At 65.5% G+C, this 16916-nt stretch carries 30 protein-coding genes; all 30 read left to right on the top strand.

Going from position 1 to position 16916, the window contains the following annotated elements:
• Positions 1-22: 22 nt before the first annotated feature.
• The 30 genes from rplV (at position 23) to truA (ending at position 16779) form a co-directional block, all read left to right on the top strand.
• On the top strand, positions 23-364 hold the full coding sequence (gene rplV, locus AB2385_RS00560) for a 50S ribosomal protein L22 (protein WP_367652952.1): 342 nt from the start codon (positions 23-25) through the stop codon (positions 362-364).
• Positions 365-366: 2 nt separating this feature from the next.
• Entirely contained in the window at positions 367-1173 is an 807-nt protein-coding gene (gene rpsC, locus AB2385_RS00555; RefSeq protein ID WP_367652951.1) for a 30S ribosomal protein S3, read from the top strand.
• On the top strand, positions 1173-1640 hold the full coding sequence (gene rplP, locus AB2385_RS00550; RefSeq protein WP_367652950.1) for a 50S ribosomal protein L16: 468 nt from the start codon (positions 1173-1175) through the stop codon (positions 1638-1640). The genes rpsC and rplP overlap by 1 nt, the downstream gene beginning before the upstream one ends.
• On the top strand, positions 1630-1854 hold the full coding sequence (gene rpmC, locus AB2385_RS00545) for a 50S ribosomal protein L29 (protein ID WP_367652949.1): 225 nt from the start codon (positions 1630-1632) through the stop codon (positions 1852-1854). The genes rplP and rpmC overlap by 11 nt, the downstream gene beginning before the upstream one ends.
• Positions 1851-2117 (top strand): 30S ribosomal protein S17, encoded by a 267-nt coding sequence (gene rpsQ / locus AB2385_RS00540; protein WP_367652948.1) that lies wholly within the window; start codon positions 1851-1853, stop codon positions 2115-2117. The genes rpmC and rpsQ overlap by 4 nt, the downstream gene beginning before the upstream one ends.
• A 119-nt stretch (positions 2118-2236) precedes the next feature.
• A complete protein-coding gene (gene rplN / locus AB2385_RS00535; protein ID WP_367652947.1) occupies positions 2237-2605 on the top strand; it encodes a 50S ribosomal protein L14 in 369 nt (122 codons plus the stop codon).
• A 20-nt stretch (positions 2606-2625) separates the two neighbouring features.
• On the top strand, positions 2626-2898 hold the full coding sequence (rplX, locus tag AB2385_RS00530) for a 50S ribosomal protein L24 (RefSeq protein ID WP_367652946.1): 273 nt from the start codon (positions 2626-2628) through the stop codon (positions 2896-2898).
• A gap of 34 nt (positions 2899-2932) precedes the next feature.
• Positions 2933-3475, top strand: coding sequence for a 50S ribosomal protein L5 (rplE, locus tag AB2385_RS00525; protein WP_367652945.1), 543 nt, complete (start codon positions 2933-2935; stop codon positions 3473-3475).
• A gap of 12 nt (positions 3476-3487) precedes the next feature.
• Positions 3488-3673, top strand: a complete 186-nt coding sequence (locus AB2385_RS00520; RefSeq protein WP_367652944.1) for a type Z 30S ribosomal protein S14 — start codon at positions 3488-3490, stop codon at positions 3671-3673.
• Between the two features lie 163 nt (positions 3674-3836).
• Positions 3837-4235, top strand: coding sequence for a 30S ribosomal protein S8 (gene rpsH / locus AB2385_RS00515; RefSeq protein WP_367652943.1), 399 nt, complete (start codon positions 3837-3839; stop codon positions 4233-4235).
• A gap of 16 nt (positions 4236-4251) precedes the next feature.
• A complete protein-coding gene (rplF, locus tag AB2385_RS00510; protein WP_367652942.1) occupies positions 4252-4791 on the top strand; it encodes a 50S ribosomal protein L6 in 540 nt (179 codons plus the stop codon).
• Between the two features lie 14 nt (positions 4792-4805).
• The gene (rplR, locus tag AB2385_RS00505) at positions 4806-5180 is read left to right on the top strand and encodes a 50S ribosomal protein L18 (RefSeq protein WP_367652941.1); all 375 of its coding nucleotides are present in this window, start codon (positions 4806-4808) and stop codon (positions 5178-5180) included.
• Between the two features lie 22 nt (positions 5181-5202).
• A complete protein-coding gene (rpsE, locus tag AB2385_RS00500; protein WP_367652940.1) occupies positions 5203-5703 on the top strand; it encodes a 30S ribosomal protein S5 in 501 nt (166 codons plus the stop codon).
• Between the two features lie 15 nt (positions 5704-5718).
• Positions 5719-5901 (top strand): 50S ribosomal protein L30, encoded by a 183-nt coding sequence (gene rpmD / locus AB2385_RS00495; protein WP_367652939.1) that lies wholly within the window; start codon positions 5719-5721, stop codon positions 5899-5901.
• A gap of 84 nt (positions 5902-5985) precedes the next feature.
• On the top strand, positions 5986-6453 hold the full coding sequence (rplO, locus tag AB2385_RS00490; RefSeq protein WP_367652938.1) for a 50S ribosomal protein L15: 468 nt from the start codon (positions 5986-5988) through the stop codon (positions 6451-6453).
• A gap of 11 nt (positions 6454-6464) precedes the next feature.
• Positions 6465-7733 carry a preprotein translocase subunit SecY gene (gene secY, locus AB2385_RS00485; RefSeq protein WP_367652995.1) on the top strand — a complete coding sequence of 423 codons (1269 nt, stop codon included), beginning with the start codon at positions 6465-6467 and terminating at the stop codon, positions 7731-7733.
• Positions 7734-7901: 168 nt separating this feature from the next.
• Complete coding sequence (locus AB2385_RS00480) at positions 7902-8552, top strand: adenylate kinase (RefSeq protein ID WP_367652937.1); 651 nt, start codon at positions 7902-7904, stop codon at positions 8550-8552.
• Positions 8549-9295 (top strand): type I methionyl aminopeptidase, encoded by a 747-nt coding sequence (gene map / locus AB2385_RS00475; protein ID WP_367652936.1) that lies wholly within the window; start codon positions 8549-8551, stop codon positions 9293-9295. Before AB2385_RS00480 ends, map begins: the two co-directional genes overlap by 4 nt.
• 164 nt (positions 9296-9459) lie before the next feature.
• The gene (locus AB2385_RS00470) at positions 9460-9666 is read left to right on the top strand and encodes a hypothetical protein (protein ID WP_367652935.1); all 207 of its coding nucleotides are present in this window, start codon (positions 9460-9462) and stop codon (positions 9664-9666) included.
• Positions 9667-9685: 19 nt separating this feature from the next.
• On the top strand, positions 9686-9904 hold the full coding sequence (gene infA / locus AB2385_RS00465; RefSeq protein ID WP_209465094.1) for a translation initiation factor IF-1: 219 nt from the start codon (positions 9686-9688) through the stop codon (positions 9902-9904).
• A 119-nt stretch (positions 9905-10023) separates the two neighbouring features.
• Positions 10024-10137, top strand: coding sequence for a 50S ribosomal protein L36 (gene rpmJ, locus AB2385_RS00460; RefSeq protein ID WP_066237970.1), 114 nt, complete (start codon positions 10024-10026; stop codon positions 10135-10137).
• 313 nt (positions 10138-10450) lie between these two features.
• A complete protein-coding gene (gene rpsM, locus AB2385_RS00455) occupies positions 10451-10828 on the top strand; it encodes a 30S ribosomal protein S13 (protein ID WP_367652934.1) in 378 nt (125 codons plus the stop codon).
• 18 nt (positions 10829-10846) lie between these two features.
• Positions 10847-11236 carry a 30S ribosomal protein S11 gene (gene rpsK, locus AB2385_RS00450; RefSeq protein ID WP_367652933.1) on the top strand — a complete coding sequence of 130 codons (390 nt, stop codon included), beginning with the start codon at positions 10847-10849 and terminating at the stop codon, positions 11234-11236.
• A gap of 23 nt (positions 11237-11259) precedes the next feature.
• Positions 11260-11883: a 30S ribosomal protein S4 gene (rpsD, locus tag AB2385_RS00445; RefSeq protein WP_367652932.1), complete on the top strand. Its 624-nt coding sequence runs from the start codon at positions 11260-11262 to the stop codon at positions 11881-11883.
• A 127-nt stretch (positions 11884-12010) separates the two neighbouring features.
• Positions 12011-12958 carry a DNA-directed RNA polymerase subunit alpha gene (locus AB2385_RS00440; RefSeq protein WP_367652931.1) on the top strand — a complete coding sequence of 316 codons (948 nt, stop codon included), beginning with the start codon at positions 12011-12013 and terminating at the stop codon, positions 12956-12958.
• Positions 12959-13003: 45 nt separating this feature from the next.
• Positions 13004-13345 carry a 50S ribosomal protein L17 gene (gene rplQ, locus AB2385_RS00435; RefSeq protein WP_367652930.1) on the top strand — a complete coding sequence of 114 codons (342 nt, stop codon included), beginning with the start codon at positions 13004-13006 and terminating at the stop codon, positions 13343-13345.
• A 70-nt stretch (positions 13346-13415) separates the two neighbouring features.
• Positions 13416-14279, top strand: a complete 864-nt coding sequence (locus AB2385_RS00430; RefSeq protein ID WP_367652929.1) for an energy-coupling factor transporter ATPase — start codon at positions 13416-13418, stop codon at positions 14277-14279.
• Positions 14255-15124: an energy-coupling factor transporter ATPase gene (locus AB2385_RS00425; RefSeq protein WP_367652928.1), complete on the top strand. Its 870-nt coding sequence runs from the start codon at positions 14255-14257 to the stop codon at positions 15122-15124. Before AB2385_RS00430 ends, AB2385_RS00425 begins: the two co-directional genes overlap by 25 nt.
• Complete coding sequence (locus AB2385_RS00420; protein ID WP_367652927.1) at positions 15121-15930, top strand: energy-coupling factor transporter transmembrane protein EcfT; 810 nt, start codon at positions 15121-15123, stop codon at positions 15928-15930. Before AB2385_RS00425 ends, AB2385_RS00420 begins: the two co-directional genes overlap by 4 nt.
• 42 nt (positions 15931-15972) lie before the next feature.
• Positions 15973-16779 carry a tRNA pseudouridine(38-40) synthase TruA gene (truA, locus tag AB2385_RS00415; RefSeq protein ID WP_367652926.1) on the top strand — a complete coding sequence of 269 codons (807 nt, stop codon included), beginning with the start codon at positions 15973-15975 and terminating at the stop codon, positions 16777-16779.
• Positions 16780-16916: the final 137 nt, after the last annotated feature.

Here is a 16916-nt window from a genome sequence, read left to right as displayed (position 1 = left end):
TGAGTGAAGGAGGTTAACACACGTGGAAGTCAAGGCCAGCGCTCGTTATGTACGCATCGCCCCGCGCAAGGTGCGTGTGGTGATCGACCTCGTTCGTGGGAAGAGCGTGAACGAGGCCCTTGCGCTTCTGAAGTTCATTCCCAAGCGTGCTGCCGTGCCGGTCGCGAAGGTGATCGCCAGCGCCGCCGCCAACGCCGAGCACAACTACAACCTCAACAAGGATAACCTGATCATTTCCAAGGCGTTTGTCGATGAGGGTCCCACGCTGAAGCGCTACCATCCGCGGCAGCGGGGGCAGGCCTTCCCCATCCTGAAGCGCACCTCCCACATCACCGTCATGGTGAAGGAAAAGGAGGCTAAGTAGCAGTGGGTCAGAAAGTACACCCGAAGGGCCTCCGCATCGGCATCGTGAAGGACTGGGACACCCGCTGGTATGCGGATAAGAAGAACTTCAGCGACCTGCTGGTGGAGGACGTCAAGATCCGGAAGTTCATCAAGAAGACGCTGTACACCGCTGGCGTCTCCCGCATCGAGATCGAGCGGGCGGCGAACCGCATCAAGGTCATCGTGCACACCGCCAAGCCGGGCATGGTGATCGGCCGTCAGGGCCAGGGCATCGCGGATCTGCAGAGCAAGCTGGCCGCGATGACCGGCAAGCAGATCTCCCTGGACGTGAAGGAGATCCGCATGCCGGAGCTGGATGCGCAGCTGGTGGCCGAGTCCATCGCCCAGCAGCTGGAGAAGCGCATGTCCTTCCGCCGTGCGATGAAGCAGGCGATTCAGAAGGCCATGCGGCTCGGCGCCAAGGGCGTCCGCATCGTGATCAGCGGCCGCATCGGCGGCGCCGAGATCGCCCGCACGGAGCGGGCCTGGGAGGGCACCGTGCCGCTGCACACCCTTCGGGCGGACATCGATTACGGCTTCGCAGAGGCCGATACCACCTTCGGCAAGATCGGCGTCAAGGTCTGGATGTACGTCGGCGAGGCCGCGCAGCAGGCGGCGCAGGCCGAGCGGCGGGGCGACCGGCGTGAGCGCGGCGGGCGGCGCGCGGGCCGTGGCGGCCGCGGCGGCCAGGGCGCACAGCGGATGAGCCGCGAGGAGAGGGCCGCCGCAGAGCGCGCGGCGATCGCTGCGGGCCCGAAGCCCGTCAACCGGGAAGGAGGGCATAGCTAGTGCTTGCACCGAAGCGCGTCAAGTGGCGCCGCGTCCACAAGGCGGTCGCCAAGCTGAACAAGGGCCGCTCCAAGGCCGGTAACGAGATCGCTTTCGGCGAGTACGGGCTGCAGGCCCTGGAGCCTGCGTTCATCACCGACCGGCAGATCGAGGCTGCCCGTATCGCCATGACCCGTTTCATCAAGCGCGGTGGTAAGGTCTGGATCAAGATCTTCCCGCACAAGGCCCTGACCCGCAAGCCGCTGGAAGTTCGTATGGGTTCCGGTAAGGGCGCCCCCGAGGTGTGGGTCGCCGTCGTCAAGCCCGGTCGCATCCTCTTCGAGCTGGCCGGCGTGGACGAGGAGACGGCCCAGGAGGCCATGCGGCTGGCGGCGCACAAGCTGCCCATCAAATGCAAGTTCGTGAAGCGGGAGAAGCCCGCAGTGGCTGCCGCTGTTGAGACGGGTGGTGAAGCCAATGAAGGTTAAGGAAATCCGTGAGATGTCCACGGAGGAGATCAAGGCCAAGGTGGCCGCCCTCAAGGAGGAGCTCTTTAACCTCCGGTTCCAGTTGGCAGTCAACAACCTCGAGAACACCGCACGTGTGCGCGAGGTCCGCAGGGCCATCGCCCGCTGCAAGACCGTCATCCGTGAGCGCGAGCTGAAGCTGGGCGCGGGCGGCCAGGGGGAGGTTAAGGCATGACTGCAGAGCGCAATCTCCGCAAGACCCGTGTAGGCGTGGTCACCAGCGACAAGATGGACAAGACCGTCGTGGTTGCCGTTGAGACCCTGGTCCAGCACCCGCTCTACAAGAAGCGCATCCGTCGGACCAAGAAGTTCAAGGCCCATGACGAGCAGAACCAGTGCAAGGTGGGCGACAAGGTCCGCATCATGGAGACCCGCCCGCTCTCCAAGGAGAAGCGCTGGCGCGTCGTGGAGATCATCGAGCCGGCGAAGAGAGTTTAGCGTCTGAGGCCAGGTCAGCGAGGTCTTGAAGGGCGGCCGGCTCCGTGGCGGCACCGCCGGCACGGGGAGCAGGCTGACCCGGGGAGAAACCGGCTGGCTCATGAGAGGAGGTTTCGGCCATGATCCAGGTTCAGACTCGCCTCGCGGTCGCCGACAACACCGGCGCCAAGGAGCTGATGTGCATCAAGGTGCTCGGCGGGTCGTGGCGCCGTTACGCCAACATCGGCGACGTCATCGTCTGCTCCGTCAAGGAGGCCAGCCCCGGCGGCGTCGTCAAGAAGGGCGAAGTGGTCAAGGCCGTGGTTGTGCGGACCCGCAAGGGCCTGCGCCGCGAGGACGGTTCTTATATCCGCTTCGACGAGAATGCTGCCGTAATCCTGAAGGACGAGAAGGAGCCCCGGGGAACCCGTATCTTCGGCCCTGTGGCGCGCGAGCTGCGCGACCGCGAGTTCATGAAGATCATCTCCCTTGCTCCTGAGGTTCTCTAATCGGGAGGGGGTAGCAAGAGATGCATAACGGCAAGGTCCACGTGAGGAAAGACGAGGTCGTCGTCGTCATCAGCGGGAAGGACAAGGGCAAGCAGGGCAAGGTTCTGCGCGTGCTGCCCAAGGAGAACCGCGTGGTGGTCGAGGGCGTGAACATGGTCAAGAAGCACACCAAGCCTTCTGCCAAGAACCCCAACGGCGGCATCATCGAGATGGAGGCGCCGATCCACGCCTCGAACGTGATGTCGCTGGAGAAGATCGAAGCCAAGAAGGCTAAGAAGCAGCAGAAGGGCTAACCGGGAGGAGCCCGAGAAAGGAGGCTTGTGGCACTTGGCCATTCTGAAGACGAAGTACCAGGAAGAGGTCGTTCCTGCACTTCAGAAGCAGTTTAACTATCGCAATCCCATGCAGGTCCCGCGGCTGGAGAAGATCGTCATCAACATGGGCGTCGGCGAGGCCGTACAGAACCCGAAGGCGCTGGACGCCGCCGTGGGTGACATCGCTGCCATCACCGGCCAGCGGCCCGTCATCACCCGGGCGAAGAAGTCCATCGCGAGCTTCAAGATCCGCACCGGCATGCCGATCGGCTGCAAGGTCACGCTGCGGGGCGACCGCATGTGGGACTTCCTGGAGAAGCTGATCTACATCGCGCTCCCCCGTGTGCGCGACTTCCGGGGGGTCTCTCCCAAGGCTTTTGACGGCCGGGGGAACTACGCTCTGGGCCTGAAGGAGCAGCTGATCTTCCCCGAGATCGACTACGACAAGGTCGACAAGATTCGGGGCATGGACGTGATCATCGTCACGACGGCAAAGACCGACGAAGAGGCGAAGGCCCTGCTTGCGGGGCTTGGCATGCCCTTCGCTGACCGCTAGGGAGGGACGAGAGTGGCAAAGACTTCGCTGAAGGTCAAGGCGGCTCGCCCGCAGAAGTACGCCGTTCGCTCGTACCACCGCTGCAAGCTCTGCGGCCGTCCCCGCGCCTACATGCGGAAGTTCGGCATCTGCCGTCACTGCTTCCGGAAGTTGGCGCACGAGGGTCAGATCCCCGGCATCCGCAAGGCCAGCTGGTAGGAGGAGAATCGGGCAGGGGAGCCGGGCACCGGCGCCGCCCTGGTGAGCCACGGAGGCCCGGTGGATTCAGCCGGCGAGCACGCAACCTCCACGCCGGCGGTGCGAGGGGCGTTCCCTCGCAGATCTGGCTCCAACCGTCCGATCTTGAAAGGAGGAAACATACATGGTCGTCTCCGATCCGATTGCCGACCTGCTGACCCGAATCCGGAACGCCACCACGGCCTACCACGACCGTGTCGACGTTCCCGGGTCGAAGATGAAGCGGGCTATCGTGCAAATTCTGAAGGACGAAGGCTTTATCCGTGACTTCGAGTGGATCGACAACGGCCACCAGGGCACGATTCGGATCTACCTGAAGTACGGTCCCAATAAGACGAGGGTCATTTCGGGTCTGCGGCGCATTTCCCGGCCCGGCCTGCGGGTATACGCCAAGCGGGATCAGATCCCGCGCGTGTTGGGTGGCCTCGGCATCGCCATCCTGTCGACTTCCAAGGGCGTCATGACCGACAAGCAGGCCCGCCGGGAAGGCGTCGGCGGCGAGGTTCTCTGCTACATCTGGTAAGGAAGGAGGTGCTGCCGTGTCTCGCATTGGTCGGACTCCGATTCCGATTCCCGCGGGGGTGGAGGTCACCATCGACGGCTCCGTCGTGCGCGTGAAGGGGCCCAAGGGTGAGCTCACCCGCAAGTTCCACCCCGACATGAGCATTTCGATCGAAAACGGCGCCCTCCACGTGTCCCGTCCTTCCGATGAGCGGGAGCACAAGGCGCTGCATGGCCTGACCCGCACCCTGATCGCCAACATGGTGGAGGGTGTCACCAAGGGCTATTCGAAAGCGCTGGAACTGGTCGGTACGGGCTACCGTGCCGCCAAGACCGGCCAGACGCTCACCCTGACGGTCGGCTACTCGCACCCGGTGGTGTTCAACCCGCCGCAGGGGATTGAGTTCCAGGTCCCGGCCCCCAACCAGATCATCGTGTCTGGTATCGACAAGGAACTGGTCGGCCAGATTGCGGCCAACATCCGGGCCGTCCGGCCGCCCGAGCCGTATCTCGGCAAGGGCATTAAGTACGTCGGCGAGCACATCCGGCGCAAGGAAGGCAAGACCGGTAAGAAGTAGGGGGGTGACCGAGGATGATCATCAAGCAGGATCGCAACAAGGCGCGCCGGGTGCGCCAGCTGCGGGTGCGGAAGACCGTCCACGGCACGCCCGAGCGGCCGCGGCTTAATGTCTTCCGTTCGAACCAGAACATCTATGCCCAGGTGATTGACGACACGGTCGGCCGGACGCTGGTTTCCGCCTCGACCCTCGACCCCGAGGTCAAGGCCCGGCTGCAGGGCGCCAGCGGCGGCAACAAGGCTGCCGCTGCGATTGTGGGCGAAGTGATCGCCAAGCGTGCACTGGCGGCAGGCGTGACGAAGGTGGTCTTCGACCGTGCCGGGTACCTCTACCACGGCCGCGTCGCCGCCCTCGCTGAGGCCGCCCGCGAAGCCGGCCTGGAGTTCTAAGTCGAGGGAGGGAAACACGAACGTGGCTCGCAACGAGAGCAATCAGCCCGAACTGAAGGAGAAAATGGTCGACCTCCGGCGCGTCGCGAAGACCGTGAAGGGCGGCCGGCGCATGAGCTTCTCCGCCGTGATGGTCGTTGGCGACGGCAACGGGCGCGTGGGCGCCGGCCTGGGCAAGGCGGCCGAGATTCCCGAGGCCGTGCGCAAGGGCACCGAGGACGCGAAGAAGCACATGATCACGGTGCCCCTGAAGGGCACGACCATCCCTCACGAGGTCATCGGTGAGTTCGGCGCCGGCAAGGTGCTGCTGAAGCCTGCCTCTCCCGGTACCGGCGTGATCGCCGGCGGTGCCGTTCGTGCGGTGCTGGAGGCCGCCGGTGTGCGGGACATCCTCACCAAGAGCCTGGGCTCCAACAACGCGGCCAACCAGGTACTCGCCACGATCGAAGGCCTGAAGCAGCTCAAGAGCGCGGAGGAAGTCGCGAAGCTGCGCGGCAAGGCTGTTGAGGAGATCCTCGGCTAGAGGAGGGTGGAGACCATGGCTGGCACGTTGAAGATCACGCTGAAGCGCGGCCTGGCCGGGCGGAACAAGCAGGTGGTCGCCACCTGCAAGTCCCTGGGCCTGACCAAGCTGAACAAGACGGTGGAGCGGCCCGACAACCCCGCCGTGCGCGGCATGATCGCCCGCGTGGCGCACATGGTTGAGGTGCAGGAGGGCTAGGGCCACACGAAGACCAGAACGCGGACGGCGCCGGTCCGTGCCGGCGCCCCCTGTGATAGCCCAGACGAACTGAGGTGACATCGGATGAAACTGCATGAGCTGGCTCCGAACCCCGGTGCCCGCCAGGAGCGCAAGCGCAAGGGCCGCGGCATCGGTTCCGGCCTCGGGAAGACCGCCGGAAGGGGCCACAAGGGCCAGAACGCCCGCTCTGGCGGCGGCGTCCGCCCGGGCTTCGAAGGCGGCCAGATGCCGCTGATGCGGCGGCTGCCCAAGCGGGGCTTCTCCAACGCACCGTTCAAGGTTACGTACCAGGTGGTCAACGTCGCCGACCTCGAGCGGTTCGAGTCGGGCACTGTCGTTACTCCGGAACTGCTGCATGAGAGCCGAGTCTGCAAGGGTGCGGTGAAGGGCGTCAAGATCCTGGGCACGGGCGAGCTCACCAAGGCCCTGACCGTGCGGGCCCACGCGGTGAGCGAGTCCGCAAGGCAGAAGATCGAGGCCGCGGGCGGAAAGGTTGAGGTTATCGGAGAAGCCACCGAAGAGGTGAAGTAACAGCCATGAGGATGCTGGAGACGCTGCGCAGTTCGCTGCGGCTGCCGGGCCTGAGGAAGCGCCTGCTCTTCACCATCGGCATGCTCGTGCTCATTCGGATCTGCGCGCATATTCCCGTCCCTGGGGTGGACCTGGATCAGCTTGCGAGAGTGTTCGGAGCGGGCGGCCTTTTCCAGTTCTTTGACATCTTCGCAGGCGGCGCCTTCTCCAAGTTCGCGATCGTCGCGATGGGCGTGACCCCGTACATCAACTCGTCCATCATCATGCAGCTGCTCACCGTCGTGATCCCGCGGCTGGAGGAGCTGCAGAAGGAGGGCGAGGAAGGCCGGAAGAAGATCCAGCAGTACACGCGCTACGGTGCGGTGGTGCTGGGCCTCGTGCAGGCCTTCGGCATCGGTTACGCCCTGAAGAACTCTGGCGCCTTCCTCCACAACAACTGGACCACCCTCTTCGTGATCATGGTGAGCCTGACGGCGGGCACCGCCCTCGTGATGTGGATCGGCGAGGAGATCACGGAGAAGGGCATCGGCAATGGCATCTCGCTGATCATTTTCGCAAACATCGTCACCCGGCTGCCTTACTCCATTGGCAGCGAGATCCAACTGCTTCAGGCCGGCCAGCACAACATCTTCCAGCCTCTGGGCGTGGCTGTGATCGCCCTCCTCATGGTTGTCTTCGTGGTGATTATCAACGAAGGCGTACGGAAGATTCCGGTGGAGTACGCGAAGCGTGTCGTCGGCAGGCGTGTGATGGGCGGGCAGCGGACTCACCTGCCCATCCGCATCAACCAGGCCGGCGTGATCCCGCTGATCTTCGCCTCGTCGCTGATGTACCTCCCCATTACGATCGCACAGTTCGTCCCGTACTCGAAGTTCGCCATGTTTGTGGGGAAGTACTTTGATACGCGCTCTGCCTGGTTCATGCTGATCAACGCGTTGCTGATCATCTTCTTCACGTACTTCTACACGGCGATTACCTTCAACCCGGAGACCGTCGCCGATAACATCAAGAAGAACGGCGGGTTCATCCCGGGCTACCGCCCGGGCAAGCCCACCGCCGAGTACCTGGAGCGGATCTCCAACCGGCTCACCCTGGTGGGTGGTCTGTTCCTGGCGGCCGTCACCATCCTGCCGATTACCCTGATCGGTCTGCTGGGCGTCCAGAACGCGTACATCGGCGGCTCCTCGCTGCTCATCGTCGTCAGCGTGGCGCTGGAGACCGCCAAGCAGCTCGAGGCCCAGCTGGTCATGCGGCACTACCAGGGATTCATGCGCACCTAGGTACGTGTTGACGCGCAGAGGACCGGGCCGTCCCGCAGGGGACGGAACCGGTCCTCGCGGGTACGGCCGATGCCGTCCCCCGGCCCACCCGGCCCCCGGGGTGCGGGGCGGACCTGCGGGGGCGGCGCGGACCCGCCCGCAGGGGGCTCTGAGGAGGAGAGGGAACGGATGCACATTATCCTGATGGGACCTCCAGGTGCCGGCAAGGGCACGCAGGCTGCAAGGCTGGCCGAGCAGGAGGTCATTCCGCACATCTCGACCGGCGACATCTTCCGGGCCAACATGCAGCAGGGGACGCCTCTGGGCAAGCTGGCCAAGGAGTACGTCGACGCCGGCAAGTACGTTCCCGACGACGTCACCAACGCAATGGTCAAGGAACGGCTGGCGCAGCCCGACTGCGTGAAAGGCTTCATCCTGGATGGCTACCCCCGTACCCCCGACCAGGCCCGTGCACTGGAGGGGATGCTGGCCGACCTGGGGCTCACGCTCGACGCCGTGATCAACATCGCCGTCCCGGACGAACTGCTGGTGGACCGCGCCGTGGGGCGGCGGGTCTGTCGCTCCTGTGGCGCTACCTACCACGTGAAGTACAATCCCCCGTCCCGTGAGGGCGTTTGTGACCGGTGCGGCGGTGAGCTGTACCAGCGCAGCGACGACCAGGCGGAGAAGGTGGCCGTGCGGCTGAGCCTCTACCACAACCAGACCGCGCCGCTGCTTCAGTTCTACGCCGAACAGGGGCTGGTGAGGACCGTAAACGGCGATCAGCCGATGGAGAAGGTCACGGCAGACATCAAGGAGGCCGTCAAGGGCAACCGATGATCATCCGCAAGACGACCCGCGAGATCCAGCAGATGAAGGAGGCCGGGCTGATCGTCTGGCAGGTGCACCAGGAGCTGGCGCGGGTGATCGAGCCGGGAATCACCACCCGGGAGCTCGACGCCCTCGCCGAGCGGCTGATCCGCCAGGCCGGCGGCATTCCGACCTTCAAGGGTTACCACGGCTACCCGGCGTCGATCTGCGCCTCGGTCAACGAGGTGGTGGTCCACGGGATCCCCGGGGACCGGAAGCTTGCGGAGGGCGATATCATCGCCATCGACCTCGGGGTGACCTACGGCGGCTGGGTAGGCGACTCGGCGTACACGCACCCCGTCGGGAAGGTGTCGCCGGAGGCCGCCAGGCTGCTGGAAGTCACACGAATCGCGCTTGAAAAAGCGATTGCCCGGTGTTATCCTGGCAATCGGCTGGGAGACGTGGGCCACGCGGTGCAGTCGTACGTAGAGTCCCAGGGCTTCAGCGTTGTTCGCGACTTTGTGGGCCACGGCGTGGGGGCGCGGATGCACGAGGACCCCCCGGTTCCCAACTACGGCCAGCCTGGCACCGGCGTGCTGCTGCGCCCCGGGATGGTGCTGGCCATCGAGCCGATGGTGAACGTGGGCACCTGGGAGGTGCGGGTGCTCGACGACGGGTGGACCGCGGTGACAGCCGACGGCAGCTACTCGGCACACTTCGAGCACACGGTGGCGATCACGGAGAACGGCCCGGAGATTCTCACCAAGCCGTGAGGAATAGTTTCCCGGTTTCGTGCTATAATAATGATATTGCTCTCTGCGTGCGAACCCACTTTCGCTTGGGAATACGGAGGTGCACGTCGGTGGACCAACCGGGTCTAAGGCCCGGCGCCATTGTGCGATCTCTGGCCGGACGCGACCTGGGATCCTTATACGTCGTGGTGCGAGTGCTGGACGAGCGGTTCGTCGCGGTGGCCAACGGTGGGCGGCGGACGGTGGCCCGCCCGAAGCACAAGAATCGGCGGCACCTGGAGGTGCTTGGTTGGGCGGATCCCTCCCTGGCTCTCCGACTGGAACGAGGCGCCAAGGTCACCGACGAAGAGATCGCGAAGGTCCTGGACGAAATTCCTGGGGAGAGCCTGTGAGGAGGGATGATATCCGCGTATGTCCAAGGACGATGTGATCGAGGTTGAGGGCACCGTTGTGGAGCCACTGCCCAACGCCATGTTCCGGGTGAAGCTGGCCAACGGACACCAGGTGCTCGCCCACGTGTCCGGCAAGATTCGCATGAACTTCATCCGGATCCTTCCAGGCGACCGGGTGACGGTGGAACTGTCGCCTTACGACCTCACTCGTGGTAGAATCGTATACCGGTATAAATAGATCGGCCCACGGAAGGCCGGTTAACCGACTTTTCCTTTTTCCTTTTTGGTCTGCATCCCTGCGCTTGACATGGACCGCACACGGCCAGAGCGAGCGCGTAAAGAGAGGAGGGGCTGCTCGTGAAGGTTCGCCCGTCGGTGAAGCCGATCTGCGAGAAGTGCAAGATCATCAAGCGGCACGGTCACGTGATGGTGATCTGCGAGAACCCGAAGCACAAGCAGAAGCAGGGGTAGGGTACGGAGGCGTGCGCTTCGCTAACCGTACGGCGGCCCCGCAGACCAGTGAAGTTTTTGCCTGTCTTGGGCTGGCGCACCTCTTGCGGACGTAAGGGGGAGCACCGGCATTTCCGCATGGGCTCGAGGTTCGGACACTGCCGGGAGGCGTGCAAAAACCGGGCTGGAACCCGGCGGCCTCGCCGTCAGGGAGCGGCTGGTGGCCGAGGTCCCTCTTCCCTCGCCACTTTTCCTGCGGCGTCGTCGCTCCGGGACGGGTCGTGCATTTTCTTTCAACTTCGTGTTTCCGATTTGAGGAGGGTTTTTCAGGACAATGGCGCGTATCGCAGGTGTGGACCTGCCCCGTGACAAGCGCATTGAGGCTGCCTTGCCGTACATCTACGGCATCGGCTGGTCGCTTTCCCGTGAGATCCTGCAGAAGACGGGTATCGATCCGAACATCCGCGTCCGCGACCTGACCGAAGAGCAGGTGGCCAAGCTTCGCGAGGTCATCGACCACGAGTACAAGGTCGAGGGCGACCTGCAGCGTGAAGTGCAGATGAACATCAAGCGGCTGATCGAGATCGGCTGCTATCGTGGCCTGCGGCACCGCCGTGGCCTGCCGGTGCGCGGCCAGCGCACCAAGACGAACGCCCGGACCCGGAAGGGCCCGCGGCGCACGGTCGCCGGCAAGAAGAAGGCCGGCAAGTAAAGGGAGGGACACGGCTAAATGGCAAAGCGTGCCGTTCGTACCAAGCGGAAGGAGCGGAAGCACGTCGACAAGGGCGTGGCCCACATCCGTTCTACTTTTAACAATACCATCGTAACGATCACCGACATGCAGGGGAACGCCCTCGCCTGGGCGACCTCCGGCTCGATGGGCTTCAAGGGCTCGCGGAAGTCCACGCCGTTCGCTGCGCAGATGGCGGCCGAGAAGGCGGCCAAGGACGCGATGGAGCACGGCGTGCGCGAGGTCGAGGTCCTGGTGAAGGGGCCGGGGTCGGGCCGTGAGGCGGCCATCCGCCAGCTGCAGGCCGCTGGCCTGGAGGTCACGACGATCAAGGACGTGACCCCGATCCCGCACAATGGCTGCCGTCCGCCGAAGCGGCGCCGGGTGTAGGAACAGGAGGGAAGTAGCAAGACATGGCGCGATACACTGGAGCCGTCTGCCGGCTGTGCCGGCGGGAGGGCGTTAAGCTCTACCTGAAGGGCGAGAAGTGCTACAGCGACAAGTGCCCCGTTGTGAAGCGGGCGACCCCGCCCGGTCAGCATGGCGTGGCCCGGCGCAAGCAGTCGGAGTACGCCCTGCAGCTGCGTGAGAAGCAGAAGGCCCGTCGGTTCTACGGCGTGCTGGAGCGGCAGTTCGAGCGGTACTTCGAGATGGCCAGCCGCAAGAAGGGTGTCACGGGCGAGGTGCTCCTGCAGCTCCTGGAGCGGCGGCTCGACAACGTGGTGTACCGGATGGGCTTTGCCGCCAGCCGTGCGGAGGCCCGCCAGATCGTGAAGCATTCCCACATCGAGGTCAACGGCCGCAAGGTCAACATCCCCTCTTACCTGGTGCGTGAGGGCGACGTTGTGGCTGTGCGCGAGTCCTCCCGCGACCACAAGCGGCTGAAGGAGGTCGTCGCAGCCGCATCGCGCACGGTGCCGGCCTGGCTCTCGGTCGATCCCGAGGCCATGCGGGGCACGGTTCTGCGCCTGCCCAATCGTGACGAGATCGACGCGCCGGTTCAGGAGCAGCTCATCGTCGAGTTCTACTCCCGGTAATAAACGCGTCGGTTGCGCGGGCCGCGGCCCTCGTCTCGGCCGCGGCCGGGGAGCGGATCTAAGATCTGGGGCGGTGGCGTAGGGCGCTCACAAGTGAGTGAGACAGGGAATTGGGGGTATCTACCAGATGATCGGAATGGAAAAGCCCAAGATTGAGACCGTAGTGCTCGCCGAGGACAACAGCTACGGCAAGTTCGTGGTGGAGCCTCTGGAGCGCGGCTACGGCATCACCCTTGGCAACTCGCTGCGGCGAATCCTGCTCTCTTCGCTGCCGGGCGCTGCAGTTACCTCTGTGAAGATCGACGGCGTGCTGCATGAGTTCTCCACGATCCCCGGCGTGGTCGAGGACGTGACGGATATCATCCTCAACCTCAAGCAGCTGTCGCTCCGGATGCACAGCGATGAGCCGAAGATTCTCCGCATCCAGGCAGAGGGCGAGGGTGAAGTCACCGCTGGGGAGATTCATACGGACGCCGACGTGGAGATCCTCAACCCGGACCTGCACATCGCCACCCTGGACAAGGGCGGACGGCTGATTGCCGAGATCACCGTGGCCAAGGGGCGGGGGTACGTGCCGGCCGACCAGAACAAGACCCCCGACATGCCCATCGGCGTAATCCCCGTCGACTCGATCTTCTCCCCCATCCGCCGCGTGAACTACACCGTCGAGCACACCCGCGTCGGCAACCGGACCAACTTCGACAAGCTGACCCTGGAGGTCTGGACGAACGGGGCCGTTCGCCCGGACGAGGCCTGCTCGTGGGCGGCGAAGATCCTGAAGGAGCACCTTGAGCTCTTCATCTCGCTGACCGAAGACGCCGACGAGATCGAGTTCATGCAGGAGAAGGAAGACGACGACCGCAACAAGCTGATGGAGATGACCATCGAGGAGCTCGATCTGTCGGTTCGTTCCTACAACTGCCTGAAGCGCGCCGGCATCAACACGGTGGCGGAGCTCTGCTCCAAGACAGACGAAGAGATGATGAAGGTGCGCAACCTGGGCAAGAAGTCGCTGGAAGAGGTCAAGACCAAGCTGGCGGCCTTCGGCCTCAGTCTGCGGCAGTCCGACGACTAGCCCCGAAGCGCTTTCATCTGGACAGGATAGGGGTGAACGAGAAAGATGGCTCATTATCAGAAGCTCGGTCGCGATAGCTCCGCACGCAAGGCGCTGTTCCGGGCTTTGGTGACGGCCTTGTTCGACAAGGAGCGGATCGAAACGACCGAGGCCAAGGCGAAGGAGGTTCAGGCCATCGCCGAGGAGATGATCACCCTCGCGAAGCGCGGCGACCTGCACGCCCGGCGGCAGGCTCTGGCTTACATCTACGACGAGTCGGTGGTCACCAAGCTGTTCCAGAACATTGCCTCCCGGTATGCTGACCGCAACGGCGGTTACACCCGGGTGATCAAGGCCGGCGTCCGGAAGGGCGACGCAGCCCCCATGGCGATTCTCGAACTGGTCTAAGCCAACTGGTGCGATACGCCCGGGCGCGCAAGCGCCCGGGCGTTTCAACGAGACGGGAGGGAGATGTGTCGTGGCCGATCCTTACATCGTGGTCGAGCAGGTCACCTACGCCTACGGGCGGGAGGACGGCACCGACGGCGCTCCGGTTACCCTTGCACTGGACGGCGTGGACGCCGTTGTCCGGCGAGGCGAGTTCCTGGCCGTGCTCGGCATGAACGGTTCGGGGAAGTCCACCCTGGCCCGGCACCTCAACGCCCTCCTGCTGCCCCGCACCGGCAGGGTGCTGGTGGACGGCCTCGACACCCGTGAGGAGCACAACCTCTGGCCCGTTCGGGACCGGGTGGGCATGGTCTTCCAGAACCCGGACAACCAGATCGTCGCGGCCGTGGTCGAGGAGGACGTGGCCTTCGGCCCCGAGAACCAGGGGCTGCCCCCAGAGGAGATCCGGGTGCGCGTCGCCGAGGCCCTGGCGGCCGTCGGCATGACCGCCCACCGTCTCCGGCCGCCGCACCTTCTCTCGGGCGGCCAGAAGCAGCGGGTGGCCATTGCCGGGGCGCTGGCCCTCCGTCCGGCCTGCCTGGTGCTGGACGAGCCGACGGCGATGCTCGACCCTTCCGGGCGGACCGAGGTGCTCGAGGTGGTGCGCCGCCTCAACCGTGAGCTGGGCATGGCCGTGGTCTGGATCACCCACTTCATGGAGGAGGCCGCCGTGGCCGATCGGGTGATCGTCATGGCCCGGGGGAAGGTCCAGATGGTCGGCACCCCGCGCGAGGTGTTCAGCCAGGCGGAGCGCCTGCGCGAGCTCCGGCTGGACGTGCCCCCTGCCGTGCAGGTGGCCGAGCGGCTTCGGGCCGACGGGGTTCCGCTGCCGCGTACAATACTGACGCTGGATGAGCTGGTGGAGGCCTTATGCCAATTGTCTTCGAAGGGGTAAGCCACATCTATCAGCCCGGAACGCCGTTCGAGTGGAAGGCGCTCGAGGACGTCACGCTCACCATCCCCGACGGCGAGTTCTGGGGCATCATTGGTCCGACAGGATCGGGCAAGTCGACCCTGATTCAGCACATGAACGGCCTCCTCCGGCCGACCAGCGGCCGCGTGCTGGTGGACGGCATGGACCTCGCCGACCGCTCCACTGACCTGCGGAAGGTGCGGCAGCGCGTGGGCCTGGTCTTCCAGTACCCGGAGCACCAGCTCTTCGGCGAGACGGTCTTCGAAGACGTTGCCTTCGGACCGCGCAACATGCGCCTGGACGCCGCCGAAGTGGAGCGGCGCGTGCTGTCGGCCCTGGAGCGGGTCGGGCTGCCCGCCGACATCAAGGACCGTTCGCCTTTTGGCCTCTCGGGCGGCCAGGCCCGCCGGGTGGCCCTGGCGGGGGTCCTCGCCATGGAGCCGCGGGTGCTGATCCTGGACGAGCCCACGGCTGGTCTCGATCCGCAGGGGCGGGCCGAGATCCTCGATCTCGTGGGCACCTTCCCGGCGCTGGGCATGACCGTGATCCTCGTCTCTCACTCAATGGATGACGTGGCCGAGCGGGCCGACCGCGTGCTGGTGATGCACCGGGGCCGGGTGCACATGGTGGGCACGCCCCGGGAACTCTTTGCCCGCCGGGCTGAGCTGGAGGCCATCGGGCTGGGCGTGCCCGCGGCGGTGGACCTCGCGGACAAGCTCCGGGCGCGCGGCTGGGATCTGCCGCCCGACATCGTCACGCTGGACCAGGCGGTGGAGGCCATCAAGGCGGCCTTGCAGGCGAGGGGAAAGGGGGCTGACCGGCGGTGACCTTTCAGGGCGTGACCATCGGCCAGTACTTCCCGGGCAATTCCCTGCTGCACCGCATCGATCCCCGGGTGAAGATCACCGGGGTCCTGCTCCTTTCGGTGGCCATCTTCCTGCCCCGCGCCTGGCCCGGTTATCTCGCCAGCATCCTGTTTACCCTGATCCTGGTTGCCCTCTCGCGGGTCCCCCTCCGGCTGATTCTGCGGGGCCTGCGCCCCATTCTGATCTTCCTGGTGATCACCGCGGCGTTCAACCTGTTCCTTACGCCGGGCGAACCGCTCTTCCGCCTCGGGCCGCTCACGGCCACGCGGGACGGCCTGGTGATGGTGGGCGTCACCACCACCCGCCTCCTGCTCCTCGTGATCATCGCCTCGCTGCTCACGCTCACCACTTCGCCGATCCGGCTCACCGACGGGCTCGAGCGGATGCTGCGGCCCCTCCGGCCCATCGGCGTTCCGGCGCACGAGCTGGCCCTGATGATGACCATTGCCCTGCGGTTCATCCCCACGCTGGCGGAGGAGGCCGACCGCATCATGCGGGCCCAGCAGGCCCGTGGCGCCAGCTTCTCCAGCGGCTCCCTCATGGCGCGGGTGCGGAGCCTGGTGCCCGTGCTAGTGCCGCTCTTCGTGGCCGCCTTCCGGCGGGCGGATGAGTTGGCCACGGCCATGGAAGCCCGGGGGTACCGGGGCGGCGACGGCCGCACGCGGATGTACGAACTGGTTTTCGCGCCCCGGGACGGCGTCGCCCTGGCCGTGCTGGTCGGGTTCGTCGTCCTCGTCGCGGTCCTGCGCCTGACCGGCTTGGGCTAGGCTTGCCCGGGGCAGCCAGCGTTCCGCAGGGGAGGTGAGGGTGTGCAGTCGGTGAAGCTGACGATCGCTTACGACGGCACGGCTTATGCGGGCTTCCAGCGGCAGCCCAACGCGGTGACGGTGCAGGAGCGGCTGGAGGAGGCGCTGCGCGCCGTCACGGGCGAGCCGGACCTGCGCATCGCCTCCGCCGCCGGCCGCACCGACGCCGGCGTTCACGCCCGGGGTCAGGTGGTCCACGTGCGCACCCAGTCTACCAACATCCCCATCGACCGGTGGCCGGCCGCGATGAACAGCCGGTTGCCCGACGACATCGCTGTCGTGGGTGCGGCGCTGGTGCCGCCCGAGTTCCACGCCCGCTACTGGGCGCGGGAGAAGCGGTACCGGTACACCTTCCACATCTCGCCCTATCCCTCGCCGCTGACCCGCCTCTACGCCTACCACTGGCACCGCCCCGTGGATGTGGCGGCGATGCGCCGCGCGGCGGAGCTGCTGGTGGGCCGGCACGACTTCGCCGCGTTCCGCGCCACCGGGGGATCGGCCCGAACGACGGTGCGGACGATCACGCGGCTCACGCTGACGCAGGACGGGCCGTTGCTCTACCTGGATGTGACGGCTGACGGCTTCCTGTACAACATGGTGCGCATCATCGCCGGCACCCTGCTGGAGGTGGGCGCTGCCCGCCGCACCCTCGCGGAGGTCAGGAAGGCCCTGGAGACCGGCGAGCGCCGGTACGCGGGGCGCACGCTGCCTCCCCACGGCCTCTGCCTGGAGGAGGTCATCTACGGCGACGGCCCGGGCCGTCCGCCGTGGTTGGCTCAGGACGCCGATGACGAGGAATCGTCGTCTTGACGTGGTTTCGCCACCAATGTATACTAAAGGCTGTTGACCTCGCAGCCACTGGAGGCAAGGGGTTAAGACCAGGAGCGACCTGGACCTCACGCCTTCCCCCCGAGTAGGGCGTGTACGCCAGGCGCCGACCGATGCCA

This window comes from Symbiobacterium sp. (assembly GCF_040797425.1).
Lineage (GTDB): Bacteria > Bacillota > Sulfobacillia > Symbiobacteriales > Symbiobacteriaceae > Symbiobacterium.
The sequence above is the reverse complement of the archived record's forward strand: the minus strand, read 5'-3'. Positions and strand labels throughout refer to the sequence as shown.

Excerpts from the sequence above, each read along its gene's own strand:
- infA (WP_209465094.1), top strand. The coding sequence starts at position 9,686 with ATGTCCAAGGACGATGTGATCGAGGTTGAGGGCACCGTTGTGGAGCCA.
- rplQ (WP_367652930.1), top strand. The coding sequence starts at position 13,004 with ATGGCTCATTATCAGAAGCTCGGTCGCGATAGCTCCGCACGCAAGGCG.
- rpsK (WP_367652933.1), top strand. The coding sequence starts at position 10,847 with ATGGCAAAGCGTGCCGTTCGTACCAAGCGGAAGGAGCGGAAGCACGTC.
- rplR (WP_367652941.1), top strand. The coding sequence starts at position 4,806 with ATGATCATCAAGCAGGATCGCAACAAGGCGCGCCGGGTGCGCCAGCTG.
- rpmD (WP_367652939.1), top strand. The coding sequence starts at position 5,719 with ATGGCTGGCACGTTGAAGATCACGCTGAAGCGCGGCCTGGCCGGGCGG.
- rpsQ (WP_367652948.1), top strand. The coding sequence starts at position 1,851 with ATGACTGCAGAGCGCAATCTCCGCAAGACCCGTGTAGGCGTGGTCACC.
- secY (WP_367652995.1), top strand. The coding sequence starts at position 6,465 with ATGCTGGAGACGCTGCGCAGTTCGCTGCGGCTGCCGGGCCTGAGGAAG.
- AB2385_RS00440 (WP_367652931.1), top strand. The coding sequence starts at position 12,011 with ATGATCGGAATGGAAAAGCCCAAGATTGAGACCGTAGTGCTCGCCGAG.
- map (WP_367652936.1), top strand. The coding sequence starts at position 8,549 with ATGATCATCCGCAAGACGACCCGCGAGATCCAGCAGATGAAGGAGGCC.
- rplX (WP_367652946.1), top strand. The coding sequence starts at position 2,626 with ATGCATAACGGCAAGGTCCACGTGAGGAAAGACGAGGTCGTCGTCGTC.
- AB2385_RS00425 (WP_367652928.1), top strand. The coding sequence starts at position 14,255 with ATGCCAATTGTCTTCGAAGGGGTAAGCCACATCTATCAGCCCGGAACG.
- rplN (WP_367652947.1), top strand. The coding sequence starts at position 2,237 with ATGATCCAGGTTCAGACTCGCCTCGCGGTCGCCGACAACACCGGCGCC.
- AB2385_RS00480 (WP_367652937.1), top strand. The coding sequence starts at position 7,902 with ATGCACATTATCCTGATGGGACCTCCAGGTGCCGGCAAGGGCACGCAG.
- rpsD (WP_367652932.1), top strand. The coding sequence starts at position 11,260 with ATGGCGCGATACACTGGAGCCGTCTGCCGGCTGTGCCGGCGGGAGGGC.
- rpsH (WP_367652943.1), top strand. The coding sequence starts at position 3,837 with ATGGTCGTCTCCGATCCGATTGCCGACCTGCTGACCCGAATCCGGAAC.
- rplO (WP_367652938.1), top strand. The coding sequence starts at position 5,986 with ATGAAACTGCATGAGCTGGCTCCGAACCCCGGTGCCCGCCAGGAGCGC.
- rpsM (WP_367652934.1), top strand. The coding sequence starts at position 10,451 with ATGGCGCGTATCGCAGGTGTGGACCTGCCCCGTGACAAGCGCATTGAG.
- rpmC (WP_367652949.1), top strand. The coding sequence starts at position 1,630 with ATGAAGGTTAAGGAAATCCGTGAGATGTCCACGGAGGAGATCAAGGCC.